The 18,391-nt window shown below is 54.6% G+C and carries 10 protein-coding genes; 4 read left to right on the plus strand and 6 right to left on the minus strand.

The genetic code is table 11. The features are described from left to right. Positions 1 to 17: 17 nt before the first annotated feature. From B2310_RS06415 to B2310_RS06440, 6 genes are all read right to left on the minus strand, one after another. Entirely contained in the window at positions 18 to 734 is a 717-nt protein-coding gene (locus B2310_RS06415; protein WP_290729755.1) for a DNA alkylation repair protein, read from the minus strand. 3 nt (positions 735 to 737) lie between these two features. Next, positions 738 to 6,542, minus strand: a complete 5,805-nt coding sequence (locus B2310_RS06420) for a GLUG motif-containing protein (RefSeq protein ID WP_290729758.1) — start codon at positions 6,540 to 6,542, stop codon at positions 738 to 740. 11 nt (positions 6,543 to 6,553) lie between these two features. Beyond that, positions 6,554 to 11,620: a GLUG motif-containing protein gene (locus B2310_RS06425; RefSeq protein WP_290729761.1), complete on the minus strand. Its 5,067-nt coding sequence runs from the start codon at positions 11,618 to 11,620 to the stop codon at positions 6,554 to 6,556. Between the two features lie 19 nt (positions 11,621 to 11,639). Beyond that, complete coding sequence (locus B2310_RS06430; protein ID WP_290729764.1) at positions 11,640 to 13,079, minus strand: fibrobacter succinogenes major paralogous domain-containing protein; 1,440 nt, start codon at positions 13,077 to 13,079, stop codon at positions 11,640 to 11,642. After that, positions 13,057 to 13,926, minus strand: coding sequence for a TIGR02147 family protein (locus B2310_RS06435; protein WP_290729767.1), 870 nt, complete (start codon positions 13,924 to 13,926; stop codon positions 13,057 to 13,059). Before B2310_RS06435 ends, B2310_RS06430 begins: the two co-directional genes overlap by 23 nt. A gap of 178 nt (positions 13,927 to 14,104) precedes the next feature. Continuing rightward, complete coding sequence (locus B2310_RS06440; protein WP_290729770.1) at positions 14,105 to 15,034, minus strand: bile acid:sodium symporter family protein; 930 nt, start codon at positions 15,032 to 15,034, stop codon at positions 14,105 to 14,107. 38 nt (positions 15,035 to 15,072) lie between these two features. Between B2310_RS06440 and B2310_RS06445 the strand changes: the two genes are divergently transcribed. From B2310_RS06445 to B2310_RS06460, 4 genes are all read left to right on the plus strand, one after another. Continuing rightward, complete coding sequence (locus B2310_RS06445; protein ID WP_173381590.1) at positions 15,073 to 16,476, plus strand: TrkH family potassium uptake protein; 1,404 nt, start codon at positions 15,073 to 15,075, stop codon at positions 16,474 to 16,476. A gap of 49 nt (positions 16,477 to 16,525) precedes the next feature. Then, a complete protein-coding gene (locus B2310_RS06450) occupies positions 16,526 to 17,182 on the plus strand; it encodes a potassium channel family protein (RefSeq protein ID WP_173381589.1) in 657 nt (218 codons plus the stop codon). 153 nt (positions 17,183 to 17,335) lie between these two features. Beyond that, positions 17,336 to 17,890, plus strand: a complete 555-nt coding sequence (locus B2310_RS06455) for an NADH peroxidase (protein ID WP_173366272.1) — start codon at positions 17,336 to 17,338, stop codon at positions 17,888 to 17,890. Between the two features lie 3 nt (positions 17,891 to 17,893). Continuing rightward, the gene (locus B2310_RS06460) at positions 17,894 to 18,307 is read left to right on the plus strand and encodes a Fur family transcriptional regulator (protein WP_173381588.1); all 414 of its coding nucleotides are present in this window, start codon (positions 17,894 to 17,896) and stop codon (positions 18,305 to 18,307) included. Positions 18,308 to 18,391 lie beyond the last annotated feature (84 nt).

Here is an 18,391-nt window from a genome sequence, read left to right on the forward strand (position 1 = left end):
ATGAAATAATAGAATTTTTACTTCAGGCGACGCAAGATAGCCTTCTGCGCATCGGTAATGCGGTAGCTTTCGCACGCCTTCTGGATGGACTTCGCGTGAATCCACGGCGAAAGCTTTCGGCCCTCGATGTAGGGGAACGTCGCATCCCACTGCTTGGCAAGCGCGGTCGCGAAATACCAGGCGACGACCATCTGCACGTAGTAGCGGTCGGTGGGGCATTCCGCGCGGCCGTCGTCATTAAACAGAGATTCATCAATAGCCGCGACCCACTTCAAAAACTTCTTGTCGAATCGCACGTCCAAAAAGAACGTCATGAGCATGTTCACGCCGAAGCGAACCGTGTAAGGGTGCTTTGACTTGAGCCATTTTTCGATGCACGACACGAACCGCTTTTCGTCCTTGAGCAATGCCTTTGGCGATTTGCCATCGCATACCGCCCAGTTGTCGATGTAGGGCAGGAACTGTTCGATGCGGTACAGGCACTCGTCCGCATCCTTAATGCGTTCGACCACGAAGAGGTGAACCTGGTTTTCTTCAAAGTACTTGTGCGGCAGTTTGTCCAAAAACTTGGCGACATCGGCCGCCGCGAACTCCTTCGCAATCTTTCGCATGGTAGGCACCCGCACGCCGATAATCGATTTCTTGTCGATGTTCGGCAACAGCGACGCATGAAAGTCGCGGTACTTCAAATCCTGTTCGGCCTGCAGTCGCTTTAGGAGTTCGGCATGGGTCATGGGCTACCTTTTTAGCAAAAGCGCCTTTCCGGCGACGCGGCCGTTCACCTGCAGCACGCCCACGTAGCGCCCGCGGGCAATCGCACCGGCATCGAGCGCATCGCTATACGCACCTGCGGCACGGCTCCCCAGGTTGAACGAGCGCACCACGCGACCCTGCATGTCTACAAACGCGAACTTCACGGCGCCCGCGGCAGGAATTTCGAAGCGGAGCGCCACATGCGGGCCATGGAATGCGGCACCGAACCCGAGTCCAGACGCAACCGCAATTTCGAAGTTCCCGACCGTCTTCTCGATTTCAAGCTGCATCGTAGCGGGCTTGCTCCAGAGCGTGTCGGAACCGAGCAAAACGCCCACGCGGTAGGAGACTTCGAACTTCCCAGACGGCGCCTCGACATTTTCGAGCGAATCGAGCAGGGCCTCGCTTGCAGAATCCAGCGCGAGTACCTTCGTTGCCGCCGTATCCATCACGAAGGCATCTTCGAGAAGCTTGGCGCGGACATTCTTTGCAATCCCGGTGTTGCTATTGTACACGGCATTCTCTTCTGCAAGCATCGGCGGGTTCGGCATGCCGCGCAGCAGCGGATAGCTCACACCCTCCTTGATGTACCACACGGAATCGAAATCGAACGCGGAGAAGGATTTTTGCTTACGCATTGCCGAGGGCGAAAGTCCGGTATTCGTCGCCAGTGTATCGATACAGCCGTCGGCAAGGAAGTAGAACTCATCCGAAGGCATCGACCCTCTGGGCAAGTCAACGCAAAAACGGTTTCCGTCCTTAACGGCCGTTCCGGAAGCATACCCCCTCACCTTCGTAGCGCTACCGTTGACACTGGCAAATCCAAAGCCATATGGCGTTTCATTCGCCGACACATCGCCCGTCGAATAGCAATCTTCAATTACAGCCTGATTGATATTGGCAAAACCGCCAGCCTCCTCTACATTTCCCGTAGAATAGGACCGCCTGATAGTTCCATCATTTTCGCCGACAAAACCGGCAGCCGCGCTTGCATTCCCCATCGCAAACGAACGCTCAATCACGCCTTCGTTCTTGCCGACAAATGCTCCAGAATAGGAATAATTTCCACTCCCCTTGACATTTCCGGCAGCATAGCTTTCAGAAATAGTCGCCTGGTTCAAGCCCACAAAGCCACCGACACAATACATGCCCCCAACATCGACAGACGCATGCAGCCCTTTCAATTCCTTGCTATAAGCTTTAGCGATCAGGCCACCGACATAGGCCCCATCCTTCGCGTCAATAACGCCCGTTGCAGCAGAGTTCGTTATAGTCCCGCTATCAATCGCGACAAGGCCACCTATTCCATCAATATAAAAATCCTCGTATTCGTAATCCTTTATTTTGTGGTCAACATAATAATACACGCCGCGTTCTTGGATAATCTGTTTCGCATCAATATTTACAGATGCGTCGACTATACGCCCGGTTCCCGTATTCATGGCGGCAATTCCACCAATCGGGCCACGGCCATTATTCAACGACACCTTGGCAGACGAAAGCTTGATAAGTCCCCTGTTGACAAGAGCAATTCCACCAACGAGTCCCGAGCTATCGCTCCAGACAGCATCAACATTCACGTTGAGGACATCGCCATCGTTTATCACGGAAATACCCGCCAAAGATGACCCGCCAAAAATTCCCTTGACTGAACAATTTTCTATAAGCCCCTTGTTATCGTAAACAAGACCCGCACCGCCAAAAGTTTTCTTGAACAAGACATCCATATCAACATGGCTTACAGTCCCCATGTTCACGCCGGCCAAGGCGCCAACTTTATTTACATTTCCTTCTTCTCTGCTTATCTCATACCTCTTGAAGGACAAGCTATCGATTACACCTGTTTTTGCAATCGTATCCACAAGCCCCGTGGGTTCACTGTCCCAGAAGTCCATATAAAGGTCGCTGATACTGTGACCGCCGCCGTGAATTTTTCCAGTAAACAATCTCGAGGTATCCTGCGGTATATATCCGCCCAAAACAACACCATAGCAATTGCAAAAATCTTCGAGTATTTCAATCTTGCCAATAGGGTTGAATCCAATGCCTCGCCCGCTGAAAAGGGTTTGGGTCTTTGAGGCAGAAGCATCGATATCATTAGCCACACGATAGACGGACGAAAGCTTGTACTTTCCGTACCCGATTGATTTCAAGTCACCGTATGTCTTGATCAGGAACGGATCGCTCTCAGTACCGGAGCCAGCCATTTTGAGCATCGTCTGGTCAACATCCAAATTCGGATAGACTTTTTCCTTCATTGTTTTGGATATACGGTAAGCCGAAGTAAACCAAGACAAATAGGGATAGGTTGTATCTGCAGCAATGCTCCAAGTTGAAACGAAATCCCAATCCTTGTAATTTTCCTTCGTAACCATCTGCCGCGTAGTGCGGAGTTTCCCACCAGCCGTTACATTAACAAACCAAAGAGAGCTATCGCCATACACCGACGTATAAGTCGACTTGTCGGCATCCCCTGCAACAACTCCCCATTTAGAAGACCCCACTACACGGCCTGCGGCAAAGGAGTTTTTCACGGTTGCATTGTCGGAGTAGCCAAACAGACCACCGACATTCTTTGTACCCACGACATTCGCAATCGAATAGCAATCCGCTACGCTAGCCGCGCCCAAATGCCCTACGAGGCCGCCCACATTTTCGTTTCCCGAAACGAGGAACCTGGATGCGCTCTTTGCGAGAGATCCCGAAGATTTCTTACCGACAACGGAGCCTACGTAATTTTCGCCAGAAACATCATACTTTACAAAGATTTTTTCGAGCGTAGCACCTTTATCGACACCGGCGAGGGTACCGACATAGTTCTTGCCATGGATGGCACCCCTAGTATCCGCAGGCCCATACGAATTATCTTTTCCAAGATACGAAGCCGTATCAAAGACGACGCCGCTCACCTTGGCACCCGCCGCCAGAGCCCGGAAAAGCCCTACGGAATCCTCGTCGGGGCGGTTGATGTTCAAGCCCGCAATAAACTTGTTATTCCCGTCAAACACGCCGCTGAATTCTCCAATCGGTTCGAAGCCCTTGCAAAGAGTGCTGTCGGCATTGCAGTTCTCCCTGAACGAACTCGCGGCATTGATATTGCTCATCAGCTTGTAATACTTGTCAAGCCCGTATTCGTACTTGCCGATATACTTGAGGTCATCGTAATCGTAAATCTTGTAGGGGTTCCTTTCGGTACCGGTACCAGCGAGCATATTTACCGTACCGTCGTCTTCGAGCGTGCCCGGCAATATCGGGTCCATGCCCTTGAAGTACGGGTAAGAAACGCCTTCCTGGATAGCCCACACGGTATCGAAGTTGAAACCTTCGTATGTTGACTGTTTCAACATTTCTTCGGTGGTATTCCCTCCGTACACGTTTCCTGTAACAGTACTGTCGAAATAACATGATTTGATGTGTTCGCCCGACCCGAAGAAGTTTCCTCCGATAATTCCTTCCGGGTCGGGAGCCTTCAGGATACTCGCAGAATAGATGTTCTGTTGCAAGGTGCCCGATGAAAACTCATCCGAAATGCCCATAACGCCACCCACGTTCTCGTAACCCTTGACGACATTCACCGAGAACGCGTCTACAACCCTCGAAGCGGAAGCGCCAAAAATTCCACCGACAATATCGCCCGACGTTACATAGCCGGTAGTCCCGACCACATGGATTTCACTTATGCGGGTAGCACCCATCAATCCGCCGACAAACGACATCCCCGACACGTTCCCGTTCAAGGAGACAACGTTAGTGACACGGGAGTTATCGATTTCACCCGCCAGCGCACCGACATACCAATCCCCTTCGACTTTCGCGTTTTCAAGTTTCAGGTTCTTGATGTCAGCGTCATCCGCCACCCCGAACATTCCCGCAAAGTCACGATACGGGTCGACAATCGTCAGGTTCTTGATGGTATGGTTTTTTCCGTCGAAGACTCCCGCGAACACATGCACGCTATCGCCGATGGGCCTAAAATTGACCCCGGCAGCATCGATATCGGCAGTCAGTTCGTAACTTGCCACCAGCGGGTAGGCCATGTCGTTTCCGATTTTCTGGAGTTCCGCAAGTGTCGAAATCTTTATCCCGTTGGGTACAGCCACGTAGCTCGACGTTCCCCAGACGGTATCGCCTTCGTTTACCACGCCGATTCTATAGCCATAATAGAGCGTATCTCTCCTTAATATAAAACTTGTATAATCGCCACTAACGGTATCATATTTATCGCCCAGATTCACCCAGCCGAGCCACTTGCCGACAAGTTCGCCATCGACCTCGGTAAGCGAGGCAACAGGCGGCTGCTCTTGCCACTTTGCCGCCACAGTCGGAGTCGCAATCGGGATAAACGACTTTTTCGAATAGGGGTTGTTCGCCAGGTACGGGAAAGTCTTGCCTTCGTCTATGTCCCAATAACGAATAAAGTTCCCCGTAGGCGAATAGCAAGCGCCTTCATATATAAAGTATTCGCATGTATCCGTACCATCAACGACATACTCATCATAACCCAGAGTGTCCCAGCCCGCAAACGACGAGAGCTTCATCATCTTCGCGGTAGAAAGCCCCGTGCCGCCTGCACTCGTATCGAGTCCCGAAATTTCGGTATTCCAGTAGGAGCTAAAAATTGTATCGGGCGAATATCCAATAAGCCCGCCTACAAGCGAATCGCCCAAGACCTTGTTTGCCGCATAGGAATTGAAAATGGAAGCACCGGAGCCTGCAACGCCACCGACCTTGTTGTTTCCGCGCACCTCGCCCATGGCGAACGAACTCTGTACAAAGCCACCGCTCCCGACAACACCACCCACATAGCGTTCTCCTTCTACCTTTCCGATGGCATACGAATGGGATACCGTTCCCTTATCGTTATCGCCAACAATGCCGCCAATATCTTCATCAAATTCATAGCCGTAACGTACCAAGTCCATTGTAGACACGCACATTTGAACATCACCTTCGGATTCTCCGGCGATGCCACCGACATTATTCACATCGGATTCTCCCGGGACAATCGTTCCATTGGAACGGCTGTTAGTAATACGCCCGTCATTGAACCCGACAATACCGCCGACACGCCCGTCCATAGCAATGATATTCACATCGGCAACGGCGCTATCGATTGTCGCCTCGTCTGTTTCACCCACAATTCCGCCAACCCGTTCCGTACCCTTGATTTCTCCTTGGAACGAAACATCCTTCAAGGCGGGAATCATACCGGAATACCCGATAGCCCTCATCGCAGCACCCACAATGCCGCCGACACGCTTCTTCCCTTGAACAAAACCGTTCGTCACATGCACATTTTCAATCGTACCGACAAGCCTTGCGACAACGCCACCCACATGGTCGGTTTCGCTCACCCTCCCCGTCACATGGAGATGGTCAAAATTCAAGTTCTTGACAGAACCGACAAGTGCGTAGATAAAGCCCACATTCTGTTCACAGGGTAGCCAGATTGTTAAATTGAGAATCGTGTGGTTCTGGCCGTCGATAGTTCCCCAAAACGCCACGCTGTCGGCTGCATCCTTGTTCTTGCCGATAGGGATAAAGCCGTTGCAGCCGCCCTCGTCACTGCACATCTCGTGCGCCGAGGCCGAAGCGTCGATATCGGCAGTCAGCACGTAGTTCGAAGAATAGAGGTAAGTGCCCTTGCCTATCGCCTTCAGGTCTTCGTAATCCTCAATCTGGAAAGGCTTTTCGGCGGAACCATCACCCTTCATGGTGCCGTTCGCCGCGAACGAATGGATCGCAAGCAGCGACAGAACGGCAGCGAAAACAAAACGTAACTTCATCATCTTTCTCTCTCCTAGTCTCTAGCCATCAAAACTTTTTCCATCACCTTGCCGTTCACCTGCAACACGCCGATGTAGCGGCCTCGGGCAATCGCACCGGCATCGAGCGTTTCGCTATACGCACCCGCGGCACGGTTGCCCAGGTTGAACGTGCGGACGACACGGCCCTGCATGTCCATGAGCATAAACTTCACGGCACCCGCGGCAGGAATTTCGAAACGGAGCGCCACATTCGAGCCTCGGAAGGCGGCACCGAAGCGGGCTCCCGACGGGGTGGCAACCTTGCTCAAGCCAACCGACTTCAGGACACCGAGTCTAGCTACGGCTTCGTCGCTCCAAATCGTATCCTTGCCGAGTACCATGCCCACGCTGTACAAAATCTCAAACATCCCGGAAGGGTTCTCCGCCTTTTCCAGAGAATCAATCAGGAAGATACTCGTAACATCCAGATGGACCACCTTCGTCATCGTCGAATCCATCACGATGGCATCTTCGAGTATCTTGGCGCGGATCCTATTTTCGAGGGACCCGTTCCCTTCAAGCTTCAGATTCACACTCGCAGGGAATGGCATGTTCGGCAAACCGCGCAGCATCGGTGTCGAGAAGCCTTCCTTGATGTACCACACGGAATCAAAATCGAAACCGCGGTACTCATCCTGCATGTACATGGAGCCCATGGTAGTTCCCTGGGGCGTATGGTAATTCGTACCATCGACAGGCTTCCCGTTGTCGGACTGTTCCACAAAATACCTCGTCTTGAGAGCATACGAATTTTCGATGGAACCCTTGTTCTCGTATGCAAAGGCGCGATAGCCCTTTCCGACAGAATAAGACTTGCTGATGACACCCGTATTCAGATAAACAGCCGAATAGGCGGAATCGTTCATTCCGAGCACATCACCCATCGAGAACGAATTTTCGATTGTCCCGTGGTTCTCCACGGCAAAGCCAGCTATGACATACGGCATATCCCGTTCGACATCCGCATTAACGTAGCATTCCGATATGGTTCCCTCGTTGATATAGACCAGGCCACCCCCGCGAGGGCCGAAACGCCCGTAACCGCCAAAGAACCCCTCGAAGGAACTCTGCCGGATGGTACCCTCGTTCCGGTAGACAAGCCCCACATCGGCCTCCAGATTGTCGCACTTGACATTTACGTTGTCTACAATTCCCTTGTTCACATAGGCAAGGCCTGCTGTAACGCCGGAGAACTCCACAAACCTTATTTCAAGGCTATCCACGATTGCCGAAGAATCGATAGCAAGGAAGAATCCCGAATTGCGGTACGCTTGGAGCGTACAGATATACAGGTCATGTATCACGTGGCCGTTCCCGTGGAATTTGCCCGTAAAGGTCGTATCCGTCCCGTGTTCGTAGGAACCCCCGAACAGGCCCTTGGAATTTTCGCGATACTTCCCGATAGACGGGAAACCGATGGTGAAATTCAGCTGCGGATGGCTGGCAGAATCCACATAATATAATTCATCCGAGGAGGCCGACGCATCGATATCGTTTGCAAGACGGTAAACCGCCGAGAGCTTGTATTTCCCATAGCCTATCGCCTTGAGGTCGTCGTATGTCTTGACGAGGAACGGGTCTTCCTCGGTGCCGGAACCTTCCATCTGGAATTTCACATCGTGTGTCCTGACAGGGTAAATCAACTTGACACCGTCTGTCCATGCGAGGATGGGATAGGCATCTGCGGCATGTTTCAGCCACACCGTCCCGAATTCCCAGCCCTCGTAAGAAGCCGAATCCAGCATTTCGGCCGTCGTGAGCGACTTTCCGACACTGCTGTTGTCGAACTGCCACACTTCGCCATCGTAGTAGACCGACTTGTAGGTCGACTTCTCGCTTGATCCCGCCAGGTTCCCGACATTTTCGTTTCCGCGCACTTGGCTTATGCTGTAGATGTTCGTGTACGCCGAAGCGGAATCGATACCGACAAAGCCGCCGACATTGGCATTGCCCTGAACACTCGCCCAGGAAAGGTTGTCTGTATAGGAAGCGTTCTTGGAGCTTCCGGCAAAGGATCCGACATAATCGTTGCCTTCAACCGTACCGTTGACATGGTCGTACTTCGCGGTACCACCTTCCTTCGCCCCGACAACCATACCGACATAGTTGTTGCCGCGAACGACCAGGTCGCGTTCCGTACCCATGCTCTCAAGGTCGGCACCCTTGTCCAGCCCGGCAATACCACCCACATAGTTCCTGCCGATAATGGTGCTCTCGCCCAACCCTATTCCCGAAACCTTGGCACCGGGATTGAGTTTCGTGAACAAGCCGACGTAATCCTCGTCGGGGCGGTTGATGGTCAGCTTGAAAATGCCGTCCCTGTGTCCGATGAACGTCCCGCTGAAACCTTCGGTTCCGCCGATGGGTTCAAAACCGGCACACACGCCGTCGACGCAGTTGTCCGTCGCGGATTCGCTTGCATAAAATCCCTGCAATTCGTAATGGGCGTCCAGGCCGAATTCATGCTTGCCGACATTCTTGAGGTCATCGTAGCTGGTAATCTGGAACGGTTTTTCCGCCGTACCTTCGCCCACCAGGGCATAGCTCGTTCCGTCATCGACCAATGTTCCCGGAAGCGAGGGGTCCATTCCCTTGAAATAAGGATACGACACGCCTTCCTGGATAGTCCACACGGACTCAAAGTCGAACCCCTTGAACGTGGCCCGCTTCAGCAGGGAATCAGTCGGGAGCGCTTCACCCAACTCGTACCGATCGACCTGCCATTCGGAAGGCATAAGCGTGCTGTCGAAGTATATGTCCGCATACTTCTCGTCGTAGTAGGAATTCTCCACGGATCCGGCAATTCCCTCGATACGCTTGCGGGGGCCCTTCACAAGGCTCGCGGAGTAAACATTGAGGACGGTATCGGCATTATGGAAATCCAAATTCGCACCGCCCATAACGCCCCCAACCCAATAATGCCCCTTGACGACATTCACGGAATAGGCATCTGTCAACTTCGACGCGAACGCCCCGAAAAGACCTCCGACACAGGTATCTCCCGTGACGGCGCCCGTACTTGCAAGGCGCTCCATGTCGTTTGAGAACGCGATACCGATAAGCCCACCGACATTGCTATGGCCATTGACCGTTGCGTCATACGAGACAACGTTGCTCACAATCGACCCGTCAATCTGGCCCGCAAGCACGCCAACTATTTTCTTACCATTGACATTTGCGTTCCTGAAAACAATGTTCCTGAAGACAGCCTTTTCCGCCTTCCCGAAGAGTCCGGAATAATCCTTCTTGCGGCCATCAATCCTGAATCCACTGATGGTATGGTTCTTTCCGTCGAAGCTACCCGTAAACAAGACACGCTCGTCACCGATAGGTTCGAAATCAACCCCGGACGCATCGATATCGGCCGTCAGCTCGTAATTTGCAAACAGCGGGAAGCCGACATGCCTGCCAATCTTCTGCAGGTCTTCGAGAGTCGCAATCTCGATACGGTTCGGGACCGCCATGTAGCTCGACGTACTCCAGACGGTATCGGATTCCTTGACGTAGCCAATCTTGTAGCCGTAGTAGATGGAATCGCGCGCCGCATTCAGGTAGTTCGCGCCAGTCCATTTGCCGAACAATTCACGGCCGGTATCGTCTTTCGCGGCGACAACCGGATTTTCCTGCCACTTCGCTGCCGTCGTGGGAATCGCATAGACGACAGCATCGGGCTTCTTGCCGAACACAGCCAGGTAGGGGTACGATTCCCCCTCGTCGATAGTCCAGATTTCGGTGTCCCATCCGAAAAAGCTTTCGAACTTTTTCATGGCGACATCGGAAAGTCCCGTCCCGCCGCTGCTTGTATCCAATCCGGAAAATTCCACGTTCCAGTAGGAGCTGTCCGCCTCGCCCGAACCGATCAGGCCGCCTACCTCCTCGACTTCCGTCGTATCAAAAATTTCAACAGGCCCGACCGAGTACGACGTGCTTACCGCTCCCGATGCATCGCCAACGAGTCCGCCTACATACCTATTCCCCCTCACCGCTCCCGTAGCAAAGCAATTACGGATAGTCCCATCATAGTTCTTACCGACCAGGCCGCCAATATCGAACTCGCTCCCAGTGACGCTGCCCGTAGCATACGACTGCTCAATAGAACCATAGTTGGCTCCGATCAGACCGCCCAATTTGCTTTTGGGAACCGCAGTAGTCAAAGGCAGAATATCCACAGATGCCCTGGATGAAGTGATGTAGCCACCGCTTATGTTATACCCCACAAGCCCGCCGACTTCGGTGATTGAACTTCCGGCAATGGGGAGGATTAAACCAGCCGCTTCGCTTTTTTCAATATCTCCTTTATTTTCGCCAACAAGGCCACCAATATCGCTTCCCTTCGCATATATCTTGACATCCGCCTTGCTTTCGGCAATCGTACCACGGGATCTTCCGGCCAGCCCCCCTACACTGGATCCGCCCCGGACAACGCCCTCATACGAGACATTATCCAAATTGGCCGTCGTCTTTTCCATGTCGCCCACGATACCGCCCACATACTCACGGCCCTGCACTTCGCCATTTGTAACGTGCACATCGAGGATATACCCGGTAGCCGTGCCCGCAACGGCGCCGACATATTTCGAATGGGGCGCATAGATATCATCCAGGCCGCCCCACACCACAAGGGAATCAAAGTTCAAATGTGAGACCAGTCCACCCTGACCCAGGTTCGCGAAAAAACCCACGTTGTGCGCACAGGGCGTCCATATGCGCATATTCCTGATCGTAAATCCACGCCCCCAAAAATAGCCCGTGAAAACGGAAGCGTCCGCAGCATCCTTCTCAAGTCCCAAGGGAATGAACCCGTTGCACACGCCTTCACTGCACCATTCGCCATACGAGGCCGAAGCGTCGATATCGGCAGTCAGCATATAGGCTGAAGAATACAGGTAGGCACCCTTGCCTATCATCTTCAGGTCTTCGTAGTCATCGACCAGGAATGGGCTTTCGATGGTACCTTCGCCCTTCATGGTACCGTTCGCCGCGAACGAACAAACCGCAAGCAGCGACAATGCGGCTACAAAAGCAAGCCTGATTTTCATTGCGTTCCTCACCGACATCATGAACATAATATATACTCTCCTAATCCATTACGCAACGGACCGCAAACCCGTTTGCCAAGGGGAATGCCTTCAAAGTGACCGAATCGTCACTCCCGACAAGGATTCCATAAGCGGACTCACGGTCTTCCGAATCATTTTCGGCGCTCCACAGGTACGCCTTCAGCCCTTCGGAATCGAACGAACCGCTGCGGTAGCGTTCGCCGACAGCGACCGCCGAGAACCCGGTCCCGTTCGTGCCCGCGCCGCTATCCCAGCCTGCTGCCGACTTGAGCGCAGATGCAGCCGCGCTCCCCCCAGCCGCCGCCATCAGGGCGTTCCATTCCGTCGTATCGGGCAAATGCCAACCATCGGGGCAAACGGCCGCCCTTGCGACACTCCAGGTATAGAGGCGCCCCGCCTCCGCGCATTTCGCGGGATTGTTGTCGTAGCACCAGCTGCTGTCCTTAAGTCCGGGTACCGCCACGGTATCGAAGTAGTCCAGGTTCTCCGCCATCCACGTCTGGCCACCGATTTTTATCGTCGCGTAGGCATGGCCGTCGCGGGCATCCACGAGCGTCCCGTATTCCACTTCGGGGTTTAGGTAGGGGTTCCTGGAAACTTCCTCGACAATCTCGTCCACGTAGCTTTCGAACGACGGCGCCACGCCGCCCTCGCTCCAGCTTTCGACATTCCTGCGGATAGCGTCGAACCCGCCGTTTGCCTCGGCCGCGCGCGCCCAGCCTGCCATAGCCTTCTTCGTTTCGGCATCGTCCCACGAGCCGGCCGCGACAAATGCGTCATCGAACTTGTCGAGGCGTTCGGCCAGTTCCGCGACACCGCCATCGGCCTGCATCATCACGCTCACGGCAAGCAGGGCCGCATTGCCATCTCCCGGTTCTGCGATGTTCATGTCCTCGAACTCTTCAAGTTCGCCCGCAATTCCGAACGCCGCCAGAACTTCGGCCTCGGCCTGTTCCTTCGCGTCGTCAAAGTCCATGCCCTTCGCGGTCACCAGGCGCACCACGCGTCCATATTCCATGTGGGTGAACAGGTTCACGTTCACGCTGTTGCGGTCCGTAAGCCTTGTCACCGCGCGAAGAGTAAACTTGTCCGCAGTCCGCTCGCCCGTCAGTTCGTTCAGGTAATAGCCCGTCGCCTCGAATATGGCGCACGATGTAGACAAAGTAAGTTTCGCGAAATTGAATTCGCCCCTGCTGTTCGCAACAGAGCCCTCGGCAATCTCGCCCGTCGGTTCGAGAGTCTCGCAGTTGACGCCCTTCACCTTCACGGGCGTTCCCTCGACAAACGGGCCCTTCTGGAACACGCCCGATACGTCGGCGACAATGCCCGCATCTTCTGTAACGCCGCCCGCAACCTCGCTGTCGCCACAACCCACAACTACAAACGACAAAATGGCCAGAGGCAGCAACAAGACCGGCAATACGCCACCGACACACTTAAACAGTTTTCTTTTCATCATCCGTCCAGCCCCTTTTCAAATAGTCCTTGTCCTTGATGTTTTCGCTCACCGGGAACAGCTGCATGTTCAGGCGATACACCCGCTCCGTCTCGTCGTCTTCCACGACAATGGCCATAATGCGCTTGCGGCATTCCGCAAGTTCGTTCTTTATGCGCTCGTAGGCACGGCTCGTTATCCCCATGGTAAGCCCCGACATGTCGCGTTCCGATAGCGGCAAATCCAATGCACTAACCGCAAACTCCCCCATTTGCCTTTGCATCTCGCGAGCCGCCACCGGAACCGCGTCCACCTTCCCCATGGAAATGGCCTTGTCTGTCTGCTGGTAGTTACCGCTCCCGTCCTTCTTCAGGAGTTTCGCCTTCACCAAAAAATCGAGCGTCTCCGCAACCTCCGCCGCAGAAATCTTCTGCTTGCAGGCACGTGCGATATCGAGCGGCTTCGCGCCGGGCATGTGCGATGCGAGTTCACGGATCACCGGGTTTTTCCACGACTTGAAATAGTCGAATTCCTCGTTGCCCAGAACGCGCACCTTGTGCGCCATCGCGAGCGCGCACCGCTGTTCGAACGCCGCACGCTTCGCCTTGTCGTTTTTCGCGTGCGCATACGAGACCATGAGCACAAAATATTCGGCCTCGAAACCGACAAGCCCCATGGCGCGCGCGACCGAACCCGCAGCCGACACGCTCAGGTTCTTTTTCCCCTCGCTGACATACTTCAGGTACACCGCCGACGAAAAACCGACATCCCGGGCAAAATCTCGCCAGGTAAATGCCGAACTCCGCTTACGTTCCTCGTAGTAGTCACGAATGAACTTGCGATAATCAGTGTATTCTACAATCGCATTCATCACTACAAATATAGCCTTTTTCCGGGGCTGTGCAACGGAATAGAGCACAAAAATGCCGTTTTTACTTCAAATTTTACACTTTTGGAGAATTCTTATAAAATTTCAGTATTCTAGAACACAAAAGTGTATTCTCGGAACACGGCTGTATTCCTGGAACACAAAAAAAGGGCACATAAAACTAGGGATTTTTCTTTTCCTGGCCGCGGAGCATCCGTTCGCGGGTCTTTTCGCGGCTCATCCAGGTGAGCACCAGGTTCTGCCAGATAACGTAACAGGTCGGGGCGAGCGCCACCACCGGGCCTGCGAACAAGGTAGATACCCAGATGACGAGCGTCGTGTTCTTCTGCCCCATGCTCTGCGACCCCTCGATGGGGCGGCGCTTGCGTTCACAGAACCAGCCGAGCCAGAACAGCAAAATGCAGAGCACCAGCGAGACCCCCGCCATCATCGGGAGCTTGCCGCTGTTCCACAAGTCGGTGAACCCCATCTCGCGGATATCGAAACTCGCCTTCGAAATGATGACGAACACCGAGAACGTCCAGATGAACATCGTGTACTTCTGGAATTTCGCGGCGCGGTCGGCAAGCTCCGGGTAGAACGCGCGCAGGCCCAGCGCAAACGCGAGCGGTATGCTGATGATGGGCTGGATGGTATTGAAAATCTTCATCGCGATTTCGGAGAGGCTCGCATCGGCGCCGGTAAGGCACCCGAAAATGACGGGGATCGAAAAGCACGCGAGCAAGTTCCCGCTCAAAAAAATCTTGAGCGCGAGCGAAGCCGATCCGCCGAGCATCTTGGCCATCGTGGGGGCGGCATTCGCAGGCGGGCAGAGAGCGATGATGGCACCGCCCAGCAGCACCTCGCGCGGGAGCCCGAACAGTTCCACGATACCCCACAGGGCGGCAATCAGCACAAGGCTTGCGACAAACGCGCGGGCCTCGATCTTGAACGTGTAGCCGTGAGTCTGCGGCGGGATCTTCGTGACAAACGTCAGGAACATCATCGAGCCGATAAGGAAGGGCATCATAGGCGAAAGCACGTGCGCCTGCGGGAGCAGAATCCCGAGAACAATCGCCAGCGGCATCAATATGGACCGCAAATTCCTCATAGCGTGCCCAAATGTAGAAAATTGCTACATTTCGCTCCATGCTTCGTTCCAAGTACCAAGCCTTCTCGGATACGACGTCCGAGAACGTCTTCAAACCGAAAAAACAGGCAAACCCGATTACCCTGGTGGTGCTCGGTTATCTTATGCTTATAACCGTCGGCGCGGTACTCCTGCGCCTGCCGGTCTCCACCCGCGAGCCCATCGACTTTCTCCAGGCGCTCTTCACGGCCACATCCGCAGTGTGCGTGACAGGCCTTTCCGTCATCGACATCAGCTCGACCTTCTCGACATTCGGCAACTGGGTGCTCGTCGTCCTCATGCAGCTGGGCGGCCTCGGCATCATGACCGTGTCTACCGTGCTTATCCTGCTTGCGGGCATGCACCCGGGCTTTAACCACCAGTCCGTGCTGCTCGCCGACTTCACGCAAGAGGGAAACGTCGACGCGAAGCGCATCCTCATGGCCGTCCTCCCCTTCACGTTCATACTGGAAGCCATCGGCGGCGTGCTCTACTTTACGCAGTTTGGAGACATGGAGCTCCACGACCGCATCTTCTGCTCGCTATTCCAGGCAGTCAGTTCGTTCTGTAACGTCGGGTTCACGCTGTTCCCCGACTCGCTCGTACAGTTCCAGCTGAACCCGGTCATGAACATCACCACCTGCATCCTCGCGCTGGCCGGGGGCTTCGGGTTCCTCGCCATAACCGAGTTGCAGTATTCCTTCGACTTCAAGCAGCGCAAGTTCCGCAAGATTTCGCTCCATACCCGCATCGCGACGTTCTGCACGTTCGTCATCATCGGCGCAAGCATCGTCGCCTTCATGATAACCGAATGGGGCAACACGCTCGACGGCTTAAGCTTCTTCGACAAGCTCCAGACCACGTTCTTCATGGCCTTCACGAGCCGCACCGCGGGCCTCAACACGGTAGACACCCCGGCCCTGTGCGCAAGCTCCCTGTTCTTCTTCGCCATCATCATGTTCATCGGCGCAAACCCCGGCAGCTGCGGCGGCGGCATCAAGGTAACGACCGCGGCGGTCATCGGGCTGCTCGGGTTCAACCGCCTGCTCGGTCGCGAAAAGACCCAGGTCATGGGCCGTACCATCCCCGAAACCACGGTCGACAAGGCCGTGCGAATCTTCGTGGTCGCCATCGTCGTTATAGCGCTTGCAACGATGGTCCTCCTCATCACCGAGATTCCGGCGGGCACCGGGTTCAACGAGAACGGCACCCCCTTCCTCAAGATCCTCTTCGAGGTCATCAGCGCCTACAGCACCTGCGGACTCTCGATGGGGCTTACCGGCGAACTTTCCACCGTGGGCCAGATTGTCATCTGCTGCGTGATGTTTATCGGCCGTATGGGCCCGCTTTTCCTCATTTCGGCGGTCGCCGGCAGGGTCCAGAACACTACCTGGTATGCCGAAGAAGACATCATGGTGGGCTAATCATCAATTGATAATTGATAATTAGGGATTGATTACTAAATTATAGCTCATGGCATCGAAGCAGTACATCATCATCGGGCTCGGCAACTCCGCCATCTTTCTGGCCCGTCACCTGACCAGTCTCGGCCACGACGTGCTCGTGGTGGACAACCACCCCGAAAAGGTGCAGGACATCTCCAGCACCGTATCGCAGGCCATGGTCGCCGACTCCACACGCAAGAAACAGCTCGCGAGCATCCCGCTCCAGAAGGCGGACTCCGTCATCGTCTGTATCGGCGAGAACCTGGAAGCAAGCCTCCTTACCGTACTGAACCTGAAGGAACTCGGCGTAAAGCACATCATCGCGAAGTCCTCTAGCGCCGCCCACTCGAGCATCCTCGAGAAGCTCGGCGTCTCCGACATCTTCCACCCGGAACGCGACAGCGCCATCGCGCTCGCCGAACGCCTGAACAGGCCGAACATGCTCGACTTCCTGCCGTTCATGGAAGGCTTCTCCATCGTCGAGGTCGTGTGCCCCGAAAAGTTCCAGGGCAAGACCCTCAAGGACCTCTCGCTCACGCACAAGTACGGCATCCAGGTCATCGCCATCCGCGACCCGCTCGAGACCAAGCCCAAGATAGGCAACCTCGCCGACTACGTGCTCAAGGAAAACGACGTGCTGTTCCTCATGGGCCCGAACGACGCCCTCGACGACTTCAAGGGCTAGCAGGGACCCGCCGCAAGCCGAAAAAACAAAATTTCTGTAATAATTACAAAAATTTATAACAAAACGATTGACAAAGCGCGATCGTGATTTTATAATTTCCATAATCACAGTTACAAACACCCAAACCCCCGCCAAGCGGGACAGGAGACACAAATGAAAGTATGGGTTTGCAAAGTCTGCGGTTATGTCCACATGGGCCCCGAGGCTCCGGACGAATGCCCCCAGTGCCACGCTCCCAAGAGCAAGTTCTTCGAAAAGGAGGACAAGTCTAGCGGCAAGATCGTATGGGCCGACGAACACAAGATCGGAGTCGCCCAGGGTCTCGATGCCGAGGTCGTCCAGGGACTGCGCGAGAATTTCGCAGGCGAATGCACCGAAGTCGGCATGTATCTCGCCATGAGCCGCCAGGCCGACCGCGAAGGGTTCCCTGAAGTCGCCGAGGCCTACAAGCGCATCGCCTTCGAGGAAGCCGAACATGCCGCCAAGTTCGCAGAACTCCTCGGCGAAGTCGTCTACCCCGACACCAAGAAGAACCTCGAACTCCGCGTCGCCGCCGAAGCGGGCGCCACCGAAGGCAAGCTCGCCCTCGCGAAGCGTGCGAAAGAACTCGGCTACGACGCCATCCACGATACCGTCCACGAAATGTGCAAAGACGAGGCCCGCCACGGCGGAGCCTTCCAGGGCCTGCTCGGACGCTACTTCAAGTAAGCGATGGCATCCGCTTCCGTCATGCTTCAAGAATGCGGGATCCGCCCGTCGCTACAGCGGGTCCTCATTCTCGACTACCTGAAAAGCGTCCATTCGCACCCGTCGGTGGATTCCATCTACCAGGCGCTGCTGCCAGGCAATCCCGGGCTCTCGCGGACGACCGTCTACAACACGCTCGAACTGTTCGCGGAAAAAGGGCTCGCCCTCTCGCTGGACTTCGGCGAAGGGTTCCTGCGCTACGACGGCGAGACCAAACCGCACAGCCATTTCCGATGCGAAAAATGCGGCAGGGTCATCGACATCGACAGCGTCCCGGAAGGTTGCGAACAGATGCTCCCCGAAGGCTGTTCGCTCACCGGAGCGTCGCTCTACATGTTCGGGCTCTGCCCGCAGTGCAACAGGGACCGCGACGTGTGACAAAGTTTACATAAGTTTATTTTTTTTCAGAACAAAATAACAAACCCCGCATAGGCGGGGTTTTCTTTTTAACTTATTATCTAT

Source organism: Fibrobacter sp. UBA3629 (assembly GCF_002374005.1).
GTDB lineage: Bacteria > Fibrobacterota > Fibrobacteria > Fibrobacterales > Fibrobacteraceae > Fibrobacter.

Excerpts from the sequence above, each read along its gene's own strand:
- B2310_RS06415 (WP_290729755.1), bottom strand. The coding sequence starts at position 734 with ATGACCCATGCCGAACTCCTAAAGCGACTGCAGGCCGAACAGGATTTG.
- B2310_RS06420 (WP_290729758.1), bottom strand. The coding sequence starts at position 6,542 with ATGATGAAGTTACGTTTTGTTTTCGCTGCCGTTCTGTCGCTGCTTGCG.
- B2310_RS06425 (WP_290729761.1), bottom strand. The coding sequence starts at position 11,620 with ATGATGTCGGTGAGGAACGCAATGAAAATCAGGCTTGCTTTTGTAGCC.
- B2310_RS06430 (WP_290729764.1), bottom strand. The coding sequence starts at position 13,079 with ATGATGAAAAGAAAACTGTTTAAGTGTGTCGGTGGCGTATTGCCGGTC.
- B2310_RS06435 (WP_290729767.1), bottom strand. The coding sequence starts at position 13,926 with ATGAATGCGATTGTAGAATACACTGATTATCGCAAGTTCATTCGTGAC.
- B2310_RS06440 (WP_290729770.1), bottom strand. The coding sequence starts at position 15,034 with ATGAGGAATTTGCGGTCCATATTGATGCCGCTGGCGATTGTTCTCGGG.
- B2310_RS06445 (WP_173381590.1), top strand. The coding sequence starts at position 15,073 with ATGCTTCGTTCCAAGTACCAAGCCTTCTCGGATACGACGTCCGAGAAC.
- B2310_RS06450 (WP_173381589.1), top strand. The coding sequence starts at position 16,526 with ATGGCATCGAAGCAGTACATCATCATCGGGCTCGGCAACTCCGCCATC.
- B2310_RS06455 (WP_173366272.1), top strand. The coding sequence starts at position 17,336 with ATGAAAGTATGGGTTTGCAAAGTCTGCGGTTATGTCCACATGGGCCCC.
- B2310_RS06460 (WP_173381588.1), top strand. The coding sequence starts at position 17,894 with ATGGCATCCGCTTCCGTCATGCTTCAAGAATGCGGGATCCGCCCGTCG.